The 20558-nt window shown below is 66.2% G+C and carries 20 protein-coding genes; 11 read left to right on the forward strand and 9 right to left on the reverse strand.

Annotation, left to right across the window (positions count from 1 at the left end):
* Positions 1–70 precede the first annotated feature (70 nt).
* Positions 71–1390, forward strand: coding sequence for a hypothetical protein (locus OHN19_RS14830; RefSeq protein ID WP_330264642.1), 1320 nt, complete (start codon positions 71–73; stop codon positions 1388–1390).
* A 7-nt stretch (positions 1391–1397) separates the two neighbouring features.
* Here OHN19_RS14830 and OHN19_RS14835 read toward each other — a convergent pair whose 3' ends face one another.
* From OHN19_RS14835 to OHN19_RS14860, 6 genes are all read right to left on the reverse strand, one after another.
* Positions 1398–4019, reverse strand: a complete 2622-nt coding sequence (locus OHN19_RS14835; protein ID WP_123762856.1) for a SpoIIE family protein phosphatase — start codon at positions 4017–4019, stop codon at positions 1398–1400.
* Positions 4020–4271: 252 nt separating this feature from the next.
* Positions 4272–4676: an ATP-binding protein gene (locus tag OHN19_RS14840; RefSeq protein ID WP_330264643.1), complete on the reverse strand. Its 405-nt coding sequence runs from the start codon at positions 4674–4676 to the stop codon at positions 4272–4274.
* Between the two features lie 96 nt (positions 4677–4772).
* A complete protein-coding gene (locus OHN19_RS14845) occupies positions 4773–5237 on the reverse strand; it encodes a (deoxy)nucleoside triphosphate pyrophosphohydrolase (RefSeq protein WP_330264644.1) in 465 nt (154 codons plus the stop codon).
* A gap of 24 nt (positions 5238–5261) precedes the next feature.
* Positions 5262–5453: an SPOR domain-containing protein gene (locus OHN19_RS14850; RefSeq protein WP_123762853.1), complete on the reverse strand. Its 192-nt coding sequence runs from the start codon at positions 5451–5453 to the stop codon at positions 5262–5264.
* Between the two features lie 348 nt (positions 5454–5801).
* Positions 5802–6554 carry a GntR family transcriptional regulator gene (locus tag OHN19_RS14855; protein WP_330264645.1) on the reverse strand — a complete coding sequence of 251 codons (753 nt, stop codon included), beginning with the start codon at positions 6552–6554 and terminating at the stop codon, positions 5802–5804.
* Positions 6555–6701: 147 nt separating this feature from the next.
* Positions 6702–8039, reverse strand: a complete 1338-nt coding sequence (locus tag OHN19_RS14860; RefSeq protein WP_330264646.1) for a DUF4190 domain-containing protein — start codon at positions 8037–8039, stop codon at positions 6702–6704.
* Between the two features lie 84 nt (positions 8040–8123).
* Here OHN19_RS14860 and OHN19_RS14865 point away from each other — a divergent pair, with 84 nt between their 5' ends.
* Together OHN19_RS14865 and OHN19_RS14870 are read left to right on the forward strand one after the other, a co-directional pair.
* Positions 8124–9296, forward strand: coding sequence for a serpin family protein (locus tag OHN19_RS14865; protein WP_391191376.1), 1173 nt, complete (start codon positions 8124–8126; stop codon positions 9294–9296).
* Positions 9297–9300: 4 nt separating this feature from the next.
* Entirely contained in the window at positions 9301–9933 is a 633-nt protein-coding gene (locus OHN19_RS14870; RefSeq protein ID WP_330264648.1) for an SMI1/KNR4 family protein, read from the forward strand.
* Positions 9934–9958: 25 nt separating this feature from the next.
* On the opposite strand, the gene OHN19_RS14875 is transcribed toward OHN19_RS14870, so the two are convergent.
* Entirely contained in the window at positions 9959–10789 is an 831-nt protein-coding gene (locus OHN19_RS14875; protein ID WP_330264649.1) for an oxidoreductase, read from the reverse strand.
* Between the two features lie 83 nt (positions 10790–10872).
* Here OHN19_RS14875 and OHN19_RS14880 point away from each other — a divergent pair, with 83 nt between their 5' ends.
* The 4 genes from OHN19_RS14880 to OHN19_RS14895 all read left to right on the forward strand — a co-directional run bounded on the left by OHN19_RS14880 (position 10873) and on the right by OHN19_RS14895 (position 14800).
* Positions 10873–11781, forward strand: a complete 909-nt coding sequence (locus tag OHN19_RS14880; RefSeq protein ID WP_330264650.1) for a LysR family transcriptional regulator — start codon at positions 10873–10875, stop codon at positions 11779–11781.
* 197 nt (positions 11782–11978) lie between these two features.
* Positions 11979–13223, forward strand: coding sequence for an acyltransferase (locus OHN19_RS14885; RefSeq protein ID WP_330264651.1), 1245 nt, complete (start codon positions 11979–11981; stop codon positions 13221–13223).
* Positions 13224–13304: 81 nt separating this feature from the next.
* Complete coding sequence (locus OHN19_RS14890; protein WP_330264652.1) at positions 13305–13886, forward strand: Uma2 family endonuclease; 582 nt, start codon at positions 13305–13307, stop codon at positions 13884–13886.
* A 158-nt stretch (positions 13887–14044) separates the two neighbouring features.
* Positions 14045–14800, forward strand: a complete 756-nt coding sequence (locus OHN19_RS14895; RefSeq protein WP_147286310.1) for a tyrosine-type recombinase/integrase — start codon at positions 14045–14047, stop codon at positions 14798–14800.
* A 147-nt stretch (positions 14801–14947) separates the two neighbouring features.
* On the opposite strand, the gene OHN19_RS14900 is transcribed toward OHN19_RS14895, so the two are convergent.
* Entirely contained in the window at positions 14948–15373 is a 426-nt protein-coding gene (locus tag OHN19_RS14900) for an ATP-binding protein (protein ID WP_330269617.1), read from the reverse strand.
* 161 nt (positions 15374–15534) lie between these two features.
* Here OHN19_RS14900 and OHN19_RS14905 point away from each other — a divergent pair, with 161 nt between their 5' ends.
* Complete coding sequence (locus OHN19_RS14905) at positions 15535–16641, forward strand: helix-turn-helix transcriptional regulator (protein WP_330264653.1); 1107 nt, start codon at positions 15535–15537, stop codon at positions 16639–16641.
* On the opposite strand, the gene OHN19_RS14910 is transcribed toward OHN19_RS14905, so the two are convergent.
* The gene (locus OHN19_RS14910) at positions 16638–17192 is read right to left on the reverse strand and encodes an Lsr2 dimerization domain-containing protein (RefSeq protein ID WP_330264654.1); all 555 of its coding nucleotides are present in this window, start codon (positions 17190–17192) and stop codon (positions 16638–16640) included. The two genes, OHN19_RS14905 and OHN19_RS14910, sit on opposite strands and share 4 nt — an antisense overlap.
* Before the next feature lie 1098 nt (positions 17193–18290).
* Here OHN19_RS14910 and OHN19_RS14915 point away from each other — a divergent pair.
* The 3 genes from OHN19_RS14915 (at position 18291) to OHN19_RS14925 (ending at position 20415) form a co-directional block, all read left to right on the forward strand.
* Entirely contained in the window at positions 18291–19088 is a 798-nt protein-coding gene (locus OHN19_RS14915; protein ID WP_330264655.1) for a DUF2637 domain-containing protein, read from the forward strand.
* Between the two features lie 166 nt (positions 19089–19254).
* Positions 19255–19506, forward strand: a complete 252-nt coding sequence (locus tag OHN19_RS14920; protein WP_330264656.1) for a hypothetical protein — start codon at positions 19255–19257, stop codon at positions 19504–19506.
* A gap of 435 nt (positions 19507–19941) precedes the next feature.
* A complete protein-coding gene (locus tag OHN19_RS14925) occupies positions 19942–20415 on the forward strand; it encodes a hypothetical protein (protein WP_330264657.1) in 474 nt (157 codons plus the stop codon).
* The last annotated feature ends 143 nt before the right edge of the window (positions 20416–20558 follow it).

Raw genomic sequence — 20558 nt, forward strand, 5'->3', positions numbered from 1 at the left:
GCTCCGAAATGTGACGCCATCCCTGATACGCGGCCGACCTCGGCGGAGCCGATCGCACATATCCGTGCGGGTGGCGCACGCCCTGGTGGGCGTGGTGGCCGGGGTCGTGTGGCTGGTGTTGCCGTGGATGACGATCAATGACGACGCTCCGGTTGCGGGCGCGCGGTCGAGCGCCGCGGCGGCCGAGGAGGACTCGTCCGCCGGCGACCTCGTCCTGCCGGTAGCCGCGCTCGCCGTGGTCGCGGTCCTCGCCGCCTACGGCTCCGTGCGCCGGATCCGCCGCACCCGCAGTCGTACGACACCGGCTGCCCCCGGCACCACCCACGTCGGCGCGTACCCCGCCCCCGCGGCCCCGCCCCCGCTCGCCGGCCTGGACGACCGCGCCCGCACCGCGCTCGTCGACGCCGACAACCACCTCCGCGCCTTCCGCGAGGAACTCTCCTTCGCCGAGGCCGGGTTGGACCGCGAGGCCCTGACCCCCTTCGTCGGGCTGGCCGGGGCCGCGGAGTCCGAGCTGGCCGCCGCGTGCGCGATCCGGCGGCGGTACGACGAGGGCGTACCGGAGGAGGCGGCCGCCCTCGCCGGGGTCGTGGGCCGGTGCGAGGAGGCCGGGCGGCGACTGACCGAGGCGACGGAGAGCCTGCGCACGCTACGGGCGCTGGACCGCGATCCCCGCGAGGCCCTGACCGTGGCCGAGACCCGTTTCCGCGAGCTGACCGCCCGCACGGCCGGGGCGGACACCGCGCTCGTGGGCGAGGCCGTCACCGGCTGTGTCGAGCGGGCCAAGGACAGCCTGGTCACCGCCACCGTCCACCTCAACGAGACCCACCAGGCCCTCGCCTCCGACCAGCTGGACGAGGCGGCCCAGCGGCTCCGCGCCGCGGAGAGTGCGATCGCCCGGGCGGAGGTACTGGTGACGGCCGTGACCCGGCTGCGGGAGACACGCGCCGAGGCCGCCCGGCTGATCCCGCCCGCCCTCACGGGCGCCGAGGCGGAACTGGCCCCCTTCCGCGGCGGCGCCCGGCCCGAGGGCGAGACCCGCACCCGGCTCGCGCACGCCGACGCGGTCCTGGCCGCCGTACGACAGGAGACGACGTCCGGACAGCCGTACGACCCGCTCGGCGTGCTGCGTCGGATCGTGCACGCGACCGCGCCCCTCGCGGGCGGCCGGTCCGGAGTGCTCCCGGTGGCCGCGCGGCTGGTCGCCCGGGAGTCCGTGGCCGCGGCGGACGGCTATGTGGCCGTGCACCGGGAGGCGGTCGGTGCCGCGCCCCGGGTCCTGCTGTCGCAGGCGCGGCTGACCGAGGATCTCCCGCGGGCGGACGCCCTGGCCCGCGAGGCGCGCGACCTCGCCGAACGGGACGTACGCCTGCGCGGGCACACCGCATGACAACCGCCTAGAACAGGCTCAGCAGGGCCTCCGCCGGGTCCACCATGCCGTTCTCCCCGTCCGGCAACGGCAGTTCGAACCACACCGTCTTTCCGCGCGGGGTCCGGCGGGAGCCCCAGGCCGCGCTGAGCAGGCCGACCAGTTGCAGGCCGCGGCCGCCCTCGTCGGTGTCGCGGGCGCGCCGGCGGCGGGGCTGGACCAGGCCGGAGTCCCAGACCTCGCAGACCAGGGTGCGGTCGAGAAGGAGACGCAGCCGGATGTCTCCCTCGCCGTACCTGAGGGCGTTGGTGACCAGTTCGCTGACGAGGAGTTCCGTGGTGTCGACCAGGGGCTCCAGGTCCCAGCTGAGCAGCTGGCCGCGCGCGTACTCACGGGCCCGGCCCACGCTTCGCGGCTCGCGCGGCAGCGTCCAGTCGCCGACCGAGTCGGCCGGCAGGCCCTGGACACGTGCCATCAGCAGCGCGATGTCGTCCTCGCCGTGGTGGGTGTCGAGGGTGTTGAGGACGTGGTCGCAGACGTCCTCCAGGGGGGCGGAGGGGTCGGTCAGCGCCCCGACGAACGCCTGGAGGCCTTCGTCGAGGGGGTGATCGCGGCTTTCGACCAGTCCATCCGTGTAGAGCGCGAGCAGGGCGCCTTCGGGTAGTTCGACCTCGACCTCCTCGAAGGGCTCGCCCCCGACGCCGAGCGGCATGCCGGGCGGCACGTCGAGCATGAGCGCGTCCTCGCCGGGCTCGACCAGCACGGGGGGCAGATGGCCCGCGTTGGCGAAGGTGCAGCGCCTGGTCACCGAGTCGTAGACGGCGTACACGCAGGTCGCCAGGTACACCTCGGACAGGTCCGCCTCCCGGGGGCGGCGGGCCGCGCGGGTCGCCTGCTGGACTCCGCCGGGGGCGCCGAGCCCGCGGGCGATCTCGTCCAACGCGGAGAGGACTTCGGCCGGTTCGAGGTCCAGCAGGGCCAGGGTCCGCACGGCGGACCGCAGTTCACCCATCGCCACCGCCGCGCGCAGCCCGCGGCCCATCACGTCACCGACCACCAACGCGGTGCGGTGGCCCGGCAGTTCTATGACGTCGAACCAGTCGCCGCCGACCTCGCTGGGGCGGTCCGCGGAGGAGTTGCCGGGAAGATAGCGGCAGGCGATGTCCAGACCGGAGGCGACCGGGTCGCCGGGCGGCAACAGGGACCGTTGCAGTATCAACGCCCGTTCGTGCTCCCGCCGGTACAGGCGCGCGTTGTCGATACAGACCGCGGCCCGCGCCGCGAGCTCCACCGCCAGGTCCCGGTCCCGGTCCCCGAACGGCTCGCTGCCCTTCGTCCGCGCGAACTGCGCGAGGCCTACGACGGTGTCGTGGGCGACCATCGGCACGGCGAGCGTGGACTGGACGAGGCCGCCCTCCTCGGCCGGGACGTACAGCGGCCGGGCGGTGCGCAGGGCGTCCGCGCAGGGCGAGTTGAAGGGGTAGTGGTGGACCGCGCCGACCGAGACGGGGGCGCCGGAGCCGAGGAAGGGGGCGTCGGAGACCGCGCTGGCGAAGGCGACCCGGCGCAGTTCGGCGCTGCCGTCGGCGAGGCCGGGCGGGGTCTCGTCGCCGGCCAGCAGACCCTGGTACAGGTCGACGGTGGCCAGGTCGCAGAAGCCGGGCACGACCACGTCGAGGAGTTCGCGGGCCGTGGTCTCCAGGTCGAGGGAGTTCCCTATGCGGGCGCCCGCCTCATTCAGGAGGGCGAGATTGCGCCGGGCGGCGGCGGCCTCGCGGGCGGCGGCGCGGCGGGCGGTGATGTCGGTTCCCAGCCAGGCGATCCCGATGGGCCGGCCGGAGCCGCTGCGCACCCGGTACAGGTTGATGGACCAGTGGCGGCGCTCGTCGGAGCCCGGCAGGAAGCCGGTGACGTGCATGTCCGTGATGGAGTCGCCGGTCTCCAGGACCCGGCGCAGGGTCGCGGTGACCCGCTCGGCCTCGGGGCGCGGCAGATAGTCGTGGACGCCCTTGCCGCGGTGGTCGTCCGGGGTGCCGCCGAACAGGGAGGCGAACCGGTAGTTGACGCGGCGGACCCGCAGGTCCGGGTCGATCAGCACGAACCCGAAGGGAGATTGACCGAATATCGCCTGCGAGGCGGCGAGGTCGGTCTCGATGCTCCGGAGCGTGCGGACGTCGACGACGATGCAGACGGCGGCCTTCTCCCCCTCCTCGGTCCGCGTCGGCATCACATAGACCTCGGCGAGGCCCTCCCGGCCGCACTCGCCCTCGACCGGGGCCGGCACCCGGAAGGGGACCACGCCGGTCCACTCACGGCCGTCCAGGATCTCCGCCATCTTGCGCTGGCCCTGCGCACGCAGGTCCGGGTCGATGAACGCCTCGATGGGGTCCATGCCGACCGCCTGCGCGGCGGGGATGCCGAAGAGCTGCTCGGCGCGCAGGCTCCACTGGTCGACCAGCCCGTCGGGGCCTATGGAGAAGGACGCGACCTTGATGTAGTCGTAGATCGAGCCGGGCGGGCTGCTCTGCCACATGGCATCACCGGACGGCGCCTCGCCGGGACGGACCTGTACGGCATCCTCCGCGGCCTCCGTCCTCGCGCCGTCCGACGGGTCCTTCGACTCCGTGGCCTTCGCTGGTATCTCGCTCACGCGAACCGTCCCCTCCAGCTCACCGCGTCCGGTACCGGTCACCGGGGGCGGCTGCCCGCAGTATCCAGCACTACGGCGCCGCACAACACGGTGTTCACGATCACAGCACGATCCCGACGGTTTTCGGTCCGGGCTGCGACAACACTTCCAGTCTTCTAACCAGCGGACACGGCATCGAATCACGTCCTTCGACAACTGCCACTGGCCTGAACCAGTCGCTGGACAGGGGACGGGCTGTCGTACAGGTGTTCCTCATGGCACCGAGAGCTCGAACCAGACCGTCTTGCCGGTCGTGCCGGGGCGGGTGCCCCAGCGGTGGGCGGCGTGGGCGACCAGCTGGAGACCCCGGCCGTGCTCATCGTCCGGTTCGGCGACCCGTTCGCGGGGCGGGTCGGGGAGCGGGTCGGAGACCTCCACCAGGAGGACGCCGTCGACCGCGCCGGGGCGGACCAGGCGGACGCCGATGGGGCCGGTGGCGTGCCGCAGGGAGTTCGTCACCAACTCGCTGACCAGCAGGGCGGCGATGTCGGCGAGGCCGTCGAGGCCCCAGGCGCGCAGTCTTTCGCGGACCGCTGCACGAGCGGCTCGTACAGCGCCGGGGTCCGCGGGGAAGGTCCACTCGGCGCAGTCGCCTTCGGTGTCGATCACGCCGATCACATCCCGGGCCGGCCAATGTCCACTTTCGTGGGGTTAAGGGGCACATACCCGATATTGCGGGGGCGGTACCGTGCCGAATGGTGTAAGTGAGTGCGCCTAAGAGCTCGGGGGTGCCTGCCGTCTTGCGGGTGCAGGTTCGTGGGGGCTTGTCGCGCAGTTCCCCGCGCCCCTGGGTGACTCCAGTGCCGCCACCGCTTCGACGTCCTGGTCGAGCCAGTCGACGTCCCAGAGCTCGTCCGGCGTCAGCCAGCGGAGTTCGTCGTGGTCCTGCAGGGGCTTGGGGTCCGGGGAGTCGGGCAGGAGGCGCGCGCGCCACGCCTGGAGGACGTACGGGGGCTTCAGGGGCCACTCGCCCGGGATGCGGTCCAGGACCTCCGCCTCCACGCCCAACTCCTCGCGAAGCTCCCGCGCCAGCGCCTCCTCCGGCGCCTCCCCCTGCTCCACCTTGCCCCCCGGCAGCTCCCACCGGCCGGCCAGTTCCGGGGGTGCGCTGCGGCGGGCTGCGAGGAGGCGGTCGCCGTCGTAGAGGGCGGCCGCCACCACCACGATCCGTTCCGTCATGCGCCGGAGCCTACGGGAGACGGGTCAGTCGGCCGAGCCGGCGCCGTTCTGGCTGATGCGCTCGACCCAGTAGAGCTGTTTGTGGCCGCGGGCGTCGAGACTGTCCGCGATCTTCTGGGCCTCCGCCCGGGTCGCGTACCTGCCCACGCGGTAGCGATTGCCGTTGTCGTCCTGCCGTATGACCAGCCAGGGAAGAGTGATCGTGCCGTCGTTCATTGCGCCCCACCGCTCCTTCCCGACCTGCGTCGAGCCCCACCCGATAAGGAAACCGCAATCCGCATATGCCCGAGCCTACGCCCAACCTTTACGCAGCGAACACGCGTTTTCACAAAGAGGTACGCAACCAGCCAGGACGGACTCCTCGGACCGGGGGCGCACGGCGTTGAACGCGCCCCGGTGGACCGCGATGCCTCCGGTCAGGGGCGCACCCGGGACAGCGGTGTCGACCTGCGAGAACGGCCGGATTCGAACGGCGTTCGCCTGCGAGCCGGTTGAGTGCTCGCCCGGGGCAACTTCCCCGGGGCGTGCGCTACTTCACGGGCGCGCTACTCCACGGGCACGCGACTACTTCACCGGAAGGTGGTACGCGACCTGGTAGCGGTCGGCCGGAATGACCACGTCGGCCGTCTCCACCGGGCGGCCCGAGGCGTAGTAGGTGCGGTGGACCACGAGGACGACATGGCCGGGGACACCGCCCAGCGCGAGCAGTTCCTCGGCGAGGCCGGGGCGGGCGCCGACCTCCTCGGTGACGTTGTCCACGACGACGTCGATGGCCGCCATGCGCTCGACCACGCCCATGCCACCGAGCGGGCCCTCCTCGGGGAGCATCACGGGGGTGCGCCCGGTGACCGCGAGGGGCTCCCAGGAGGTGGAGAGCATGATGGGCTCACCGGCCTCCCGGAAGACGTACTTCGTGCACATCACGCGGTCGCCGGGCCGGATGGCGAGCCGCTCGGCGATGGCGGCGGAGGCGTCGGTCTGCCGGCTGCTGGACTCCCAGGTGCCGCGCCCCTCGCCGTCCGCCTGCTCCTGCCGGAAGGGGGTGGCGCCGGAGGCCGGGCGGTACCCGGAGCGGGCGATCCGGCGGGGCACGGGCTGCTCGCGGACGTAGGTCCCGGAGCCGGAGCGGCCCTCGACCAGGCCCTCGGCCATCAGCACCTTGCGCGCCTCGAGGGCGACGGTGTCCGAGACGCCGTACTCCTCGCGGATCCGGGCCTGGGACGGCAGACGGGTGTGCGGTGGCAGCGAACCGTCGACGATCTTCTTGCGGAGATCACCCGCGACGCGCAGGTACGCCGGCTGCTCACCGAATGTCACTGGCCGCTCCCATCAGGTTGTACAGACAGCAACAGCCTGGCAACCGTGGGTTGGCCCATGCAAGCAAAGGCCAGAGAACCACTCGATGTGATGACATGTTCCGGTGGTGGGCTTTACGCAGGCACTTTCTCCCCGCTATGGCCGGGTTCACACATCGAGGTGGTCGCTCCCCGCGCCGTCGCCCGTGCCGCCGGTGTCCTCGTCGTCGTACGGCGGATCCGAGGCGAGCCCCAGAGCCTTGCGGGCGGTGATGGTGGTGGGGCCGTCGACGTAGGCGTAGCCCGCGTCGTAGTGCGTGTAGAAGGTGTCCACGTCGTCGGAGGCGGCGGCCTTCGCCCACTCGCCGCGGGCCTTCTCCATGTCCTTGAGCAGGGCCTGGACCGGCTTGGCCGGGGCGCCCGACCAGGTGTGCGCCCTGAGGTGGCGGATCTCGTCGTCGAGGCTGTCGTGCATGTCCTGGGACCAGTCCCGGTAGCCCCGCAGGTCGTCCTCCGGCTGCTCCTCGGGCTCCTCCCAGAACGTCTCGTCGACGGCGTTGAGTGCCATGAGGAAGGTCAGCTGGTCGTCGTCGAGGGTGGTCGCGTCGACGCGCAGCGAGCCGGTCAGGGTGCCCGTCTCGTCGGTGTTCCCGAAGATGCAGGTGACCTCGCGGTCGCCGAGGCGCCAGCTCTGCCGGGTCGGGCCGAAGTAGTACACGTCCACGTCGTCGGGGAGCGACCAGGTGTCCATGACGTAGGCGTCCTGGAGCGGGTAGCACCTCTCGTCGGCCGCGTCGGAGACGGCGGCGTCGCCCGGGAAGGCCGACCCGCTCATCTCGAACTCGCCGAACACCTCGCCCTCGTGCTCACCCGCGCAGGGCACCGCGTCGACGTCGTAGGTGAGCCCGTCGAGGGACTCCCCCGGCGCATCGAAGCACTGGCCCTTCACCACCGAGAAGGCCGCGCCCTCCGTCGCCCCCTCCTTGAACCCGTCCCACGCCTCCGAGAGCCCGCCGGTGGCGAGCGCGACCACCCACAGGGCGAGTCCGAGCGAGGACAGGATCGACCCGGCGATCGCCAGGCCCTTCCCGGACTGCCCCTTCTTCTTGATCTGCACCAGCGCGATCACGCCCAGCACCAGCCCGACGGCCGGGAAGCAGCACAGCACGCCGAACACCAGCGAGGCGATGGCGAGCCCGTTCACGGAGGAGGGGCGGGCGTAGGGGCTGTAGCCCTGGCCCCAGGTCTGATAGGGCACCCCATAGGGTTGGCCGTACGGCTGCTGTCCGTACGGCTGCTGTCCGTACGGCTGCTGTCCGTACGGCTGCTGCCCGGGGGGCGTGGGGCCGTACGGCTGCGGCCCGTACGGCTGCTGTCCCTGCGGCGGAGGGCCGTACGGCTGCTGTCCCTGCGGCGGTGGCCGGTAGGGGTCCGGGGCGGGGGACGGTCCCTGGGGTCCCTGGGCGGGGTCGGGCTGGTGCGGCCCAGGGGGCGGGGGTATGGACACGGGTACCGTGCTCCTGGTTCAGACAGCGGCGGGGAACTGACGTACGACAGGGCGCATGGTATGCGCGGGGCAGGCGGGGGTGGAATGCCGATCACGGGTACGACGACCCGGGCGGTGAACGGGCTCACGGCACGGTGGGCCGGGATGTCTCCAGGGGGCACGGTGTTCTCGGCCGCCGGGGTGTGGCCGCTGCTGGCCTTCCTGGCCGACGGGGCACGGGGAGCGGCACGCGAGGAGCTGGCGGCGGCCGTGGGGCTGCCGGCGGGCGAATCGGCCGCCGCGGCACGGGAGTTGCTGCACGCGCTGGCGGACGTACGGGGACTGGACTCGGCCCTCGGCCTGTGGACCGCTCGGACTGTGGAGCCGCGGGAGGAGTGGGCGGCCGGACTGCCGGCCGACGCGCACGGGGTGCTCAGCGGCGATCCGGACACCGATCAGCGGGAGTTGGACACCTGGGCCGTGAAGCGGACGGGCGGACTGATCGAGCGGATGCCGGTCGAGGTCCGGAGGGACACCCAGCTGGTGCTGGCGAGCGCGCTGGCCCTGCGGACCACGTGGCTGCGGCCGTTCGAGGCGCGTCCGGTACGGCCGTCCGCGGGTCCCTGGCAGGGCAGGACCCTGCGCGGGCTGCACCGGCGGAGCGTACGGCTTGACCGGGTCGGGGTGGCGGCGGTACGCAGCGGACGGGTCACCGAGGCGAAGGTGTGCGGCGACGACGGCGTCGACGTCCATCTCCTGCTCGGGGAGGAGCACATGACGCCCGGTGAGGTGCTGGAGGCGGGGGTGGCCGTACTCGACGGCGGGTGCCCGGTGGTGAAGGGGGCGCTGCTTCCGTACGGGCCCGCCGGGCCGGGGCTGCGGGTGGAGGAGCGGCCGTGTGCCGGACCCCAGCAGCCGGCGCTGGAGCTGACGACGGTGGCGTTCGAGGTGCGGGCGCATCACGACCTGCTGCGCCTGCACGGGCTGTTCGGGCTCACCGCGGCACGGGACGCGGGGCAGGGCCACTTCCCCGGGATCAGCGCCTCGCCCCTGGCCGTCGGCGCCGCCCGGCAGTCCGCCCTGGGCCGCTTCGACGCGCTCGGCTTCGAGGCGGCCGCGGTGACTGCGGTCGCCGCGGCGCCGGGCGGTGCGCCGCCCACGCCCCGGTACACCTCGACCGTGGTCACGGCCGCCTTCGACCGCCCCTTCGGCTTTCTCGCCGTACACCGGGAGACGCGGCTGGTGCTGACGGCGGGGTGGGTGGCGGAACCGTGGTGATGCTTTGAGCACGGACAGTGCGCTGGAGCAGCTCCTCGGCCGGGCCCGCGGCCCGATGGGCCCGGCGATCGACCTGGGCTTCGGCGTCGAGACCGGCCCGCTCGCCGAACTCGGCCGGCTGCTCTCCCGGATGAACGGGTTCTTCCTGTTCGACGCCGGGGTGCAGGTCTTCCGGGTGGGCGAGGAGGGGCTCGGCCACGACCTGCTCCACTGGAACTCCGGTGCGGCCTGGAAGGACACCTACGGGGGGCTGGCCGACGCGCAGTTCTGCTTCGGCCAGGACATCTTCGGTGTCCAGTTCGCCGTGGTCGGCGGCGAGAAGGTGGTCTGTTTCGATCCCGAGACCGCCGAGGTCACCGAGCTCGGCGACAGTCTGGAGTCCTGGGCGGCCTGGCTCCTCGACGACCCCGACGTCCACGGCGCCGCCTCCTTCGCCTACGCCTTCCAGCGGGAGCACGGCGCGCTGGATCCGGCCGAACGCCTGGTGCCGCTGCGGTACTTCGTCGGCGGTGGCGGCTACGAGTTCGACAACTTCGCGGTCAAGGACGCGGTCACCGCGATGCGGATCCGCGGGCCCCTCGCCCAGCAGGTGCACGGCGTCCCGGACGGCACGACGATCAGGCTCGACCTGCACTGAGCGGGCCGTCGGCGGTCGGCGTCCCTCAGTCGTCGAATCCGGTGGCCCGGGTGCTCTTCTCCCAGGTGGAGACGTCGGACCGTACGGCGTCGAGGTGCCCGAGCACGGCGGTCACCGCGTCGTCACCGAGGGGCAGCCGCAGCGGGGTCTCCTCGGCGTCGAGCGCGGCGCGGATCAGGGCCGCGGCCTTCGCGGGGTCGCCGGCCTGGGTGCCGTCGCCGCCGGAGACGGCCTCGCGGGTCTCGCTCACCTTGGCGTACACCCCGCTGTCAGCGCTGACCCCGGCCCGGCTCGGCTCGAAGAGCGAGGTGCGGAAGGCCCCCGGCTCCACGATCAGCACCTTGACGCCGTACTCCCGGACCTCGTCGGCGAGCGCCTCGGACATGCCCTCGAGGGCGAACTTCGTCCCGCTGTACGCCGAGAAGCCCGCGAAGGACAGCTGCCCGCCCATGCTGCTCATCTGCACGATCGCGCCCGACCGCCGCTCGCGCATGCCGGGCAGCACCGCCCGGGTGAGCGCCGCCGGCCCGAGGACATGCAGGTCGAACAGTTCACGCAGCTCGGCCTCGGTGGTCTCCTCGAACGCGCCGACATGGGTACGCCCCGCGTTGTTGACCAGCACGTCGATCCGGCCGTGCCGGGCCACCACGTCCCGTACGGCGGCCTCGGCGGCGGCCGTGTCGGTGACGTCCAGGCGCAGCGCCTCCACCTGGTCGGGATGGGCGGCCACGAGGTCGTCCAGTGCCTCGGGCCGACGGGCGGCACCCACGACGACATCGCCGTCGGCCAGGGCGGCCTCGGCGATCGCCCGCCCGAAGCCGCTGCTCGCGCCGGTGATCAGCCACACCTTGTTCATGTCGACTCCCTCTTGATCCGGTTCCGTGTGAACCAGCCTGCTGCGGAAGCCGGTTGCCCGTCCAAGACCCTTGGTGATAACCGATGGCTATGACGACCGACGTGCATGTACGGGACCTGCGTTACTTCCTGGCGGTGGCCGAGGAGCTGCACTTCACGCGGGCGGCCGAGCGGCTGTACGTGTCCCAGCCCGCGTTGAGCAAGCAGATCCGGTCGTTGGAGCGGCAGTTGGGCGTGGAGTTGTTCCGCCGGGACCGGCGGGGCGTGCTGCTCACCGAGGCGGGCGAGGCGCTGCTGCCGCATGCCCGGCAGGTGCTGGAGGCGTGGGCGGCGGCGGACACCGCGATGGCGACGGCACGGGCGGCGGGGCGCGGCACGCTGGTGGTGGGCATGAGCACCAGCCCCGGCCGCGGTGGGCTGCTCCCGGCGATCCGCTCCCGCTTCACGGCCGCGCATCCGGAGGCGGTCGTACGACTGCGGCAGATGGGTTGGCAGGATCCGACCGCGGGTCTGGCGGACGGCACGACGGAGGTCGCGTTCGTGTGGCTGCCGCTGCCCGACGCGGAGCGCTACGCGTGGACGCCGGTCGCCGAGGAGCCCCGCCTGGTCGCCCTGCCCGACACCCACCCGCTGGCCGTCCGCGAGGAGATCGACTTCGCCGACCTGGCCGACGAACCGTTCCTGGCCCTGCCGGCGAGCGCGGGCCCCCTGCGCGACTTCTGGCTCGCCGTCGACGAGCGCTCCGGCCGCCCGCCCCGCGTCGGCGCGGAGATCGCGGGCACGGAGGAGACGTACGAGGCCCTCGTCGCCGGCCTCGGCATCTGCCTGGTGGCCGCCGGCAACGCGCCCCTGATCACCCTGGGCGGCGTGGTCACCCGGCCGGTGCAGGGGTTGGGGCCGAGCAGGTACGTCCTGGCGTGGCGCAGGGAGGACGGGGGGCGGCCGCTGGTGCGGGGGTATGCGGAGGCGTGCCGGGCGGTGGTGGAGGGCTGAGGGGACCGGCGTCGGCGTCCTCTTCAGCGCTGGGCACATCCTGATGGCTCCCGCTGCCCTCCTCAGGTCGCGCAACCCGGACGCGAAGAGCTGAATGGGAAGTGCCGCCGGATCCACCGGCAGCGCTCACGCATTGCTCGGCTGCGATCAGCCCGCCCCGACCGGGGCTGCCTGACCGAAGAGGACGCTGCTCGCGCATGGAATCACCGTCCCTCATCCTCTCTTCGTCCGAACGACCGCCGGTCCCGGTGGCGGGGCCCTCGCGGCTGGGCTGGCTGGACGGGCTGCGCGGTCTCGCCGCACTCGCGGTGGTGTTCGACCACTCGTCGTACACCTTCCTGCCGGAGCTCCGGCAGGAGCTGGTGCCGCACTTCAACGCCGGCCGCTACGGCATCCTGGTGTTCTTCCTGGTGAGCGGCTACGTCATCCCCCGCTCGCTGGAGCGCCGGGGATGTGTGCGCACCTTCTGGATCGGACGGGTCTTCCGCGTGTACCCGCTGTGCGCGGTCGTCGTCGGCGTGCTGCTCGCCCTGCACGCAGTGGGAGCGGCTGAGCTGCGCGACGTCGGTTCGCACGGTGCCGGCACCGTGGCGCTCGCCCACCTCACCCTGCTCCAGGAACTGCTGGGGACACCCAGTGTCCTGCTCGTCCTGTGGACGCTCTCCTACGAGATGGCCTTCTACCTGCTGGTCGTCGCGCTCTTCACCACCCGCCTCCACCGGCGCTCCCCTTGGGCCGCGATCGCCCTCGCTCTGCTCGCCGCCGGAAGCGTGGGGGCGGGGGTGGCGCTGCCGGCCTCGGCCCTGTCCGGTCTGCTCGGCACCGGCCCGGTGATCGCGGTCACCGCGGTCATCATGGCGGCCGCTGTGTGCTGTGCGAGTGGGCGGTCGGCGCCGCTCCGGGCCTTCGGGGGCGTGCTGGGCGGGCTGTCGGCGCTCACGCTGGTCGCGCTCAACGGCACGATCCCCCTGTGGGAGGGCCTGGTGATCCTCGCCGTGATGTTCCTGGGCACCACCGTCCACCGCGCCGAGCACGGTCAGGGCACCTGGCGCTTCGCCGCGGGCACCGCCGTGTTGGTGACCGTCTGCGCCGTGGCGAGTGCGTGCGGGTACGGCGACGGGGACCACTTCACACGGTCCGGCTGGATCACCGCGTTCCTGCTGGCTGTGCTCACCTTCGGCGGCGGGCTGGCGGTGCGCGGGCGGTCCCTGCCGCGGGTCGTGACCGGCCTGGGCACGATCAGCTATTCGGTGTACCTGGTGCATCCCGTGCTGCTGACGGTCATCGACAGCACGGTCGGCCGACGCCGCCAGGACGACCTCGTGCTGGAAGCAGCCTTCGTCGCCGTGCTGCTCCCGCTCTGCCTGCTGACCTACCGATATATCGAAGCTCCCTGCCAAGCCCGGGGCCGCAGACTGGCACGCCGGCTACAGCTGTCGTGACCGGCCCCGCGGGGTTCAGGGAGGCCGGCGTCCCGTGATGATCTCGTGGCCCGGGCCCCGTCGATTCGCTACGGTTCAGCCATGACCGCACTGCCCGACTGGATGCGCCCGCCGCGCGAGGAAGGCTGGTTCGCGGAGGACCTGGACCGCCTCCCCGAGGCACCCCGCCACACCGAGCTGATCGACGGAGCCCTCGTCTTCATGGTGTCGCCCCAGCGGTCCTGGCACGGCCGCCTCGTCACTTCCCTCACCACTACGCTCATGGCGACCGCCCCCGCCGGTTTCGAGGTCGAGCGGGAAATGACGATCCGTCTCGATGAGCGCAACCGGCCGGAGCCGGATCTGCTCGTGACGACCGCCGCCTACGATCCGGACCGCACCTGGTACGCACCGGAAGAAGTCCAACTTGTCATCGAGGTCGTCTCGCCGGAGTCCGCCCACCGCGACCGCACAGTGAAGCTTCACAAGTACGCGGACGCCAAGATCCCGCACTACTGGTGCATCGAGGACGAGAACGGCGCCCCAGTCGTCCACGTCTACGAACTCGACGAACCAACCGGCGCCTACGCCCCCGCCGGCATCTTCCGCGGCACCCTGAACCGGCCCGTGCCTTTCGACATCAGCCTGGATCTCGGCAGGCTCATCCCGCGGCGGAGCACATAGGGAACACAGGAGGGGCCCGGCTCGCCAGAGCCCGGCCCCTTCATCCGCTCACACGTTGAAGCGGAACTCCACCACGTCCCCGTCCTGCATCTGGCTTTGTCCTTAGTTCAACTGGAACTTATGACATCGCCTCTTGCACTGGTCTTCGGAGACTGGCAGTGGAGAAGCAGAAGACTTGCCTTGAATTGGCGCTCGAAAGGCTGGCCGAACGTGCCATCAAAGAGAGTACGTACAAGGAATACCTTGGGACTCTCAGGAACCTTGGGCTTGAAGACGTTCCGGCAGAGAAGGCGACTGTTCGCTATCTGACCAACGTTCTCAATCAGGTTCTCTCTCCGGGAACTAAGCGTAAGCACGCAATCAATCTCCGGGCTTGCTTGGGTGTGAAGGTTCCTTGCCCGCGTCCCGCGCAAAAGGTCTATGACCTCCCGAGTCTGGAACAAATCAATGAGGCTTTCGGTAAGAGCCTCTATCGCATGTACGCCTTCACCATGCTCTACGCGGGGGCAAGGATTGGTGAGGCTTGCGTCTCTCAGCCCATCAAAGGAAACGTCATCACCTTTGACCGCCAAAGGCTTCCTGATGGCACTATCGCTTCTCCCAAGACTGCCGGGCCTGTCTTTGTGCCTGAGTGGTTCGCAGAGGAGTACAAGAGCTTTGAGGCAACCAAGAGTCACAACACTGTCTATGTCGGCATGAGGAGAGCCGCTAAGAAGGTGGGACTAGACATCAACCCCCATCAGCTCAGGCACAAGTTCGCTACTGAGCTAGTGGCAGCAGGAGTAAGCCCGAACGTGCTTCAAAAGCAGATGAGGCATCACGACGTAGCCGTATCCCTTCGGTACTACGTCCAGACCACAGAGTCAGACATCAATGAGGGAGTCTCTAAGGCGTTCGGCCAACAACCGGCCTAGGAAGCTCTCAGAGGCTCTAGGAGGTTCCGGGGGTACTCAGAGACCTAGGACGGCTCAGAGGCTCTTAGAAGCCAACACAGAGCCTTAGAGGGGCAACACAGAGGCCCGGTTACCTTGACTGGTAACCGGGCCTCTTGCTTGTCTGGACTACTTGTGAAGCTCGAACCAAACCCACTTGCCAGGAACGAAACCATCTTCACCAATGAAGGTGCAGTGGTCATAGCCCCACTTGTCGGCAAGCAGGTGAACCAGGATTAAGCCCCTGCCGTTTTCTGAGTCGGGACCGGGATTAGAAGCCCAAGGGGCTTCATCGGAGTAGTCCTTTACCTCAATCCTCAGCTTGTCCTCAAAGAGAAGCCACTTAGTCTCTGTGAGGCCAGAAGGAGAGGGAATCCGAATGGCGTTGGTCAACAACTCCATGAAGCACAGAGTTGCGTCTTCCTCGTAGTGGTCGGCATTGACCTTAGCCAGCCACTTACGGAAGACCTTTCGAGAGAGGGGCACACAGGCAGGCTGCTGCGACCAACCCCACTCCTTGACCTCTGCTGCCTCATTGTTCCGTTCCGGGGCCATCGTCACAGGCACCCCCGGCCGTTCTCGATATGCTGCATGGGTCTGCGCTCCTGTCAGCGTGGACGTAGGCCCGGTAGCCGGTTGCGCGGTTGCCGGGCCGCTCCTACAACATCCAACGCCCGTAACGCGCATGGGTGTTGTTGACCTGCGTTGATAGACTGTTGACTGAAACAGTCAACAGCACGGGGGTTGCGGTGAGTGACTTCTCTAAGGCAGTGAAAGCCGAGATTGACTCAAGAGGCATGAGCCTTAGAGCACTCGCTAAAGCCGCTCACTATGACGTTTCCTTTATCTCTCGTGTCTTGAGTGGCAAGCAGAAGCCCTCAATAGACTTGGCTAAGACTCTGGATAGGCTTTGGGGTACCCAGCTTGCCGACAAGCTTAGAGAACCCGCCCGCATTGAACAGCCTTCCCCTAATGACTATGTGCGCAATGCCGTTGCTCACTTCCTTGAGCACGACAATAGGCATGGCGGGGACCATGTGGCTTCTGCGGCTAAGCAGGTATGGAAAGCCGAACAGAAGAAGCTTTCCAGCTATGAGGACAAGAGAAGGCTTGCAGACGTAGCCGAGATTGCAGAGGTAGCCGGTTGGCTTCTCTTTGATGCCAATAGGCAAGAGGAAGCTAGACAAGCCTTCATGGAATCCCGCCACTTGTCAGAGTTGGCAGGCGATAAGGCAATGAACTGGTTCGCCCTAGACATGCTGGCTATGCAAGACGTACAGAACGGCAACCCTGGTGAAGCTCTCCGTATCTCAGAAGAGCTGATGACCAATCCTCGGGTGCCGGGCCGTGTGGCTCTCCTAGGCCGTGTGAGGCACGCTAGGGCTCTTGCCCTCGCTGGGGACCGGACAAGGGCTCTGGACGCCGTAGAGAGGGCTCAGGGGGCTCTACAGGACTCCATCAGCAACCGTGACCCTCAGTGGGCTTGGTGGGTTGATGAGATGGAAGTCATTGGCCATAGAGGAGAAGCGCTTATTTCCTTGGGTGACTACAAGGGAGCGCTACCGCACTTGCAGAGAGCCAATGAGCTAGTCAAGCCCAATGGTCGGGGTGCTCTGTACTACTCGGTTGCTGAGCTAACAGCTTTGGCACAAGTAGGAGCATGGCGGGAAAGCGAAACGACGCTTTCCCGGATTGGTGTCATCCTGGAAAGCGTCGCATCGTCACGCAGTAGGGCTAGGCTCAAAGGTGCTCTAAGAGTCATTGAGCGAGACGCCCCGGATTGGCTCAAGGAACACGCTAGAGAAGCCGTGTCTTTGGGCTAGCCCTTTTCAGGGTTGGTCTTGCCCGTGCTGGTGTAGTACGCCTCAATGACCTTTGCGGCAATCCGGCCCTTGTCGGCAACCTCATGCCCGGCATTCTTTGCCCATGCCCGAATGGCGTTCAGGTCATGGGGAGAAGTGGACTTAGACGCGGTGAACGTCGTCTGAGTGGCAACCGGCTGAGTCTTGCTTTCTCGTGCCTTGCTCACGAACGGCTCAAGAGCCTTCAAGAGCTTGTCTCGGCTTGCCTTGCCCAAGTCGATTTCAAGGGCAGGGTAAGCCCACACCTTTTCAGTGGTGAGCTTGTCTGAGCCGTCCTCATTCTTGAGGGGTTCGCCGTTCTCGTCTGTGGCGACTACCTCTTGTTCCCTCTCCTGCGGAACGGTGAGGCGGAGAGTCTGAATGTCTTCCGTCGTCTTCTCGTCAAGGTCGTCAACGGTCTCAACCTTGAAGTACGCCTTCACCTCTCCCACGTTCGGAATGTTGGTGATGACTTCCTGAACGCCCGGCTTTCCAGCCTGGTCACTGCCTACCGGCTCAGCCTTAGTTGCCATTGGTTGCCCCCTAGTCGTTGGGTTGGAGCCAAGAGAGTAGCAGACACCCTTAGAGAAGGGGCTCAGAAAATGTCTGACGGGCTTATTTAATTAACCCGGCATATCCGGGCCGGCTGAAATTCAATGGCTTTATACAAAAGCCTAGCTAAACAAAGAGAGACTTGACACGGATGTTATGATGGATACATCAAAGAAAAACACCAGAGAAGCCCGCCGGGCGGCCTTCATAAGTAGACATAAAGGCTCTGGCGTGATACACTATAAGTAGTTCGGAAACGTTGGCAGACGTGAGGAGAACCCAAAGACCTTAAGCTTAGACTCTAAGTCTTCATATAACCCCTCGGTTGCTGCCACAACCGGGGGGTTTTTCTTTTGCCTAAAACCCTAAGCAGGTCTGACAGGGCGACCATTGCACGCAATGGAAGCGCGCCGCTAAGAGCTAGCCTAAGGCGCTTAGTGGATACGGCAAGAGGCGGGATTGTTCTCCTAGTAACGAACCTCTTGTGTGTCACCCCGAAATGGCAGGAACGGGGAGGGTCCTTAGCAGGACCGGGACAGGGATTTGAACAGCGACCGCATGGCATGACGGGCGTCCCTGAATGAAGTCAGACCCAATCGACTAACTACCGATTGCCTCCCCCTGTTGAAGTATGCCTAAAAACAAACAAGCTTTTAAAGAATAAGTTAACCGCCCTACGGGCGGAGGGGCTAAAGCCCCTAAGTAAGAATCAAACAACTGATAGCAAAGGGAGAAGGGTCACCATCCTTCCTTGCTAGTAAGTAAGAAGACTAGAGAACACGACCGATAGGGAGTGTGCGCCGCAGGCGACAGAGAAGATTGGAAAGAGAATGAATAAGCAGGAAGCACTAGAGAACTTGAAGGAAAAGGTAGCCGCGTTTCTGGACTGTCTAGAAGAAGACCAGAGAGAGCTAGGCGCGGATTATCTAAAGATGATGGTTAGCAACATCTACGATGAACACGAAGAGTTCATGGCAATCGTGGCGGGTTTGGATAACTAACCACCCAAGAGGACACAAGACAAAGTGTCCTCAAGCTATCCCGAGAAGGGAGACAACAACACATAGGAGTGTAAGAACATGAAGACATTGAGTAAGACAAGCAAGACAGCGTTTGGACTAGTGCTTTTGGTAGCACTGGCCTTGTCCTGGTGGAGCCTTTCCACCCTGGCAATCAGTTATGGAGTACCCGAGTATCTAGCTTGGGGTATCTCACTGGCCTTTGATGGTGCGGCACTAGTAACCGCAGACCTAGCGAGTAAGTACGCGAGAAGTCCCGACAGTGGCGCGGGACCAAGACTGATGACATACGCGCTCATTGCCGTATCAGTCTTCTTGAACGTAAGCCATGCACAGATGCTCGGTTATGGGTTGGCCGGACAAGTCCTCTTTGGTGCCCCACCTGTCATTGCGGGTGTCCTCTTTGAGCTAGGGCTCAAGTGGGAACACCGACAGTCGCTTAGGGAGAGAGGACGTGTCGCAGAGGCTATGCCGGTATTCGGCAAGCTGTCTTGGCTGATGTTCCCAAGGAAGACGCTTAAGGGATTCCGTCTAGTGCTGCTGTCTCGGCTTGAGGACACGGTGTCTCGCTCTGTGCCGACACAGGAGCTGCCGGACGACACAGACCAGGACACCACCTCAGAGCCTCTGAGACAGCCTGAGACAGCCTCTCAGGACCTAAAAGACAAGACGACAGCCAAGAGCCTTGAGAAGACGTTCCCGGAAGTCTCGGGAGACATGAGCATTGCCAAGTTGGTTGCTCTGTTCCATGACTCAGGAGTGACCGACAGAGAAGCCCTGAGAGAGAAGGTCTCAGCCGTCAAGGGCACAGAGATTACTAAGGGCACCATCAATAAGAGTCTTAGCCGTATGAAGTGACAGCACCCGTCCGGAGATTCCGGGCGGGTCTACTTAAAAGGAGAACCGTGGAAACCCTGATTATCTGCCTCATTGCCGTACTCATCGCATACTTTGCCGGTAAGAAGAAGGGTCTAGAACTAGGACGAAAGGAAGGGTCTCAATACATCATTGAGATTAAGAAGAAGTGACAGAGAAGAAGACATGTACCGCTTGCAAGAAGAGCAAGCCAGTAAGAGAGTTCAACAAGAACAAGACAAAAAGCGGCGGGTTGCAAGACAAGTGCAAGAAGTGCGCTAAGGAATATTACGACAGATGGCTTAAGAAGAACCCCGACTATCACGCTGACAGGTACAAGGAACTGTCCTCTACGGAAGAAGGCAAAGAGGTCTACCGTAAAAGGGCTAGAGACTGGTACAGAAAGAACAAGAATAGTTGAATTAGGAAGGGATATCCCTTATACTCAAAGAGTAGAACAACGGTGAGTTCTTCTCCTTGTTTGTTGTACACACTCCTAATGTGGTTGACCCCGGTAGTTATGCCAACTGGCTAGGCTCTTCTCCTTGGCTACCGGGGTCTTCTTATAGGGCCTCATTGATATGACGCACAAGCTAGTTGGAAATGAAGAAAAACGGCGGGTTAGAGAGGAGACAATGACCGGACCAAGAGAATACGAGAGAGAACTACTCCTCTCAGAGATAGACACACTCAAAGAAAGGATACGAAAGGGCGAGAAGCTAGACCCTAAGCAGGTAGCCAGAGAGCTACAAGTAAACAGGGTAAGAGTAACCCGAGTGATTAACACTCTGCTTTGGCTAGAAGACTCTAGAGAAAGCACTGAATAACGTAATACCTGGGTCTCGCGTGTTCGTAAATGGAAAAAATGCAGGAATACACAAAGGAAGCAAAAGAGACATACCTAGAACTAGCTCAGGAACTAGGACACCCTAGGGCAATGCGTGAGCTTGGCTATCCAAAGTCATGGAACACCGCAAACAAGTGGGCAAAGGAATTCGGGGTTGATGTCAGCCTAGATGAACTCAAGAGCCGTGCCGCAGCACATAGAGATTGGTATGGGGATGATGAGCACATGGAGGCTCTACAGGTAGCAATCGATAGAGCTATGGACTTGCTAGACAGAACGGCTGACTTGAACGCAGATGACCTCAAGAAGACTGTAGATGGGCTAACTAAGGCCATTGATAAGCAAAGGGTCATTCAGGGCAAGACAACCAACCGAACGACTACCGAGGAAGCCTCATCCGATGGAGAGGTCTTCTCAGGGCTCTTGAAGGCACTTGAGAGCAACGACCACAACCCCGCCGGACAGAGAGAGCCACAGGCATAGCCAACCCCGGAGAAAGGCGTACAGCCCTTCTTTGTAGCACCATTTGTAGCAGGGTATTTGCCGGCCTCGGGGTATTGGTACAAACCGCAGTACAAAGTCTGTGTCGGCAAGAGCACGTCACAGGTTGACTGCCAACGTCTGAC

It is taken from the genome of Streptomyces griseorubiginosus (genome assembly GCF_036345115.1).
Lineage (GTDB): Bacteria > Actinomycetota > Actinomycetes > Streptomycetales > Streptomycetaceae > Streptomyces > Streptomyces griseorubiginosus_C.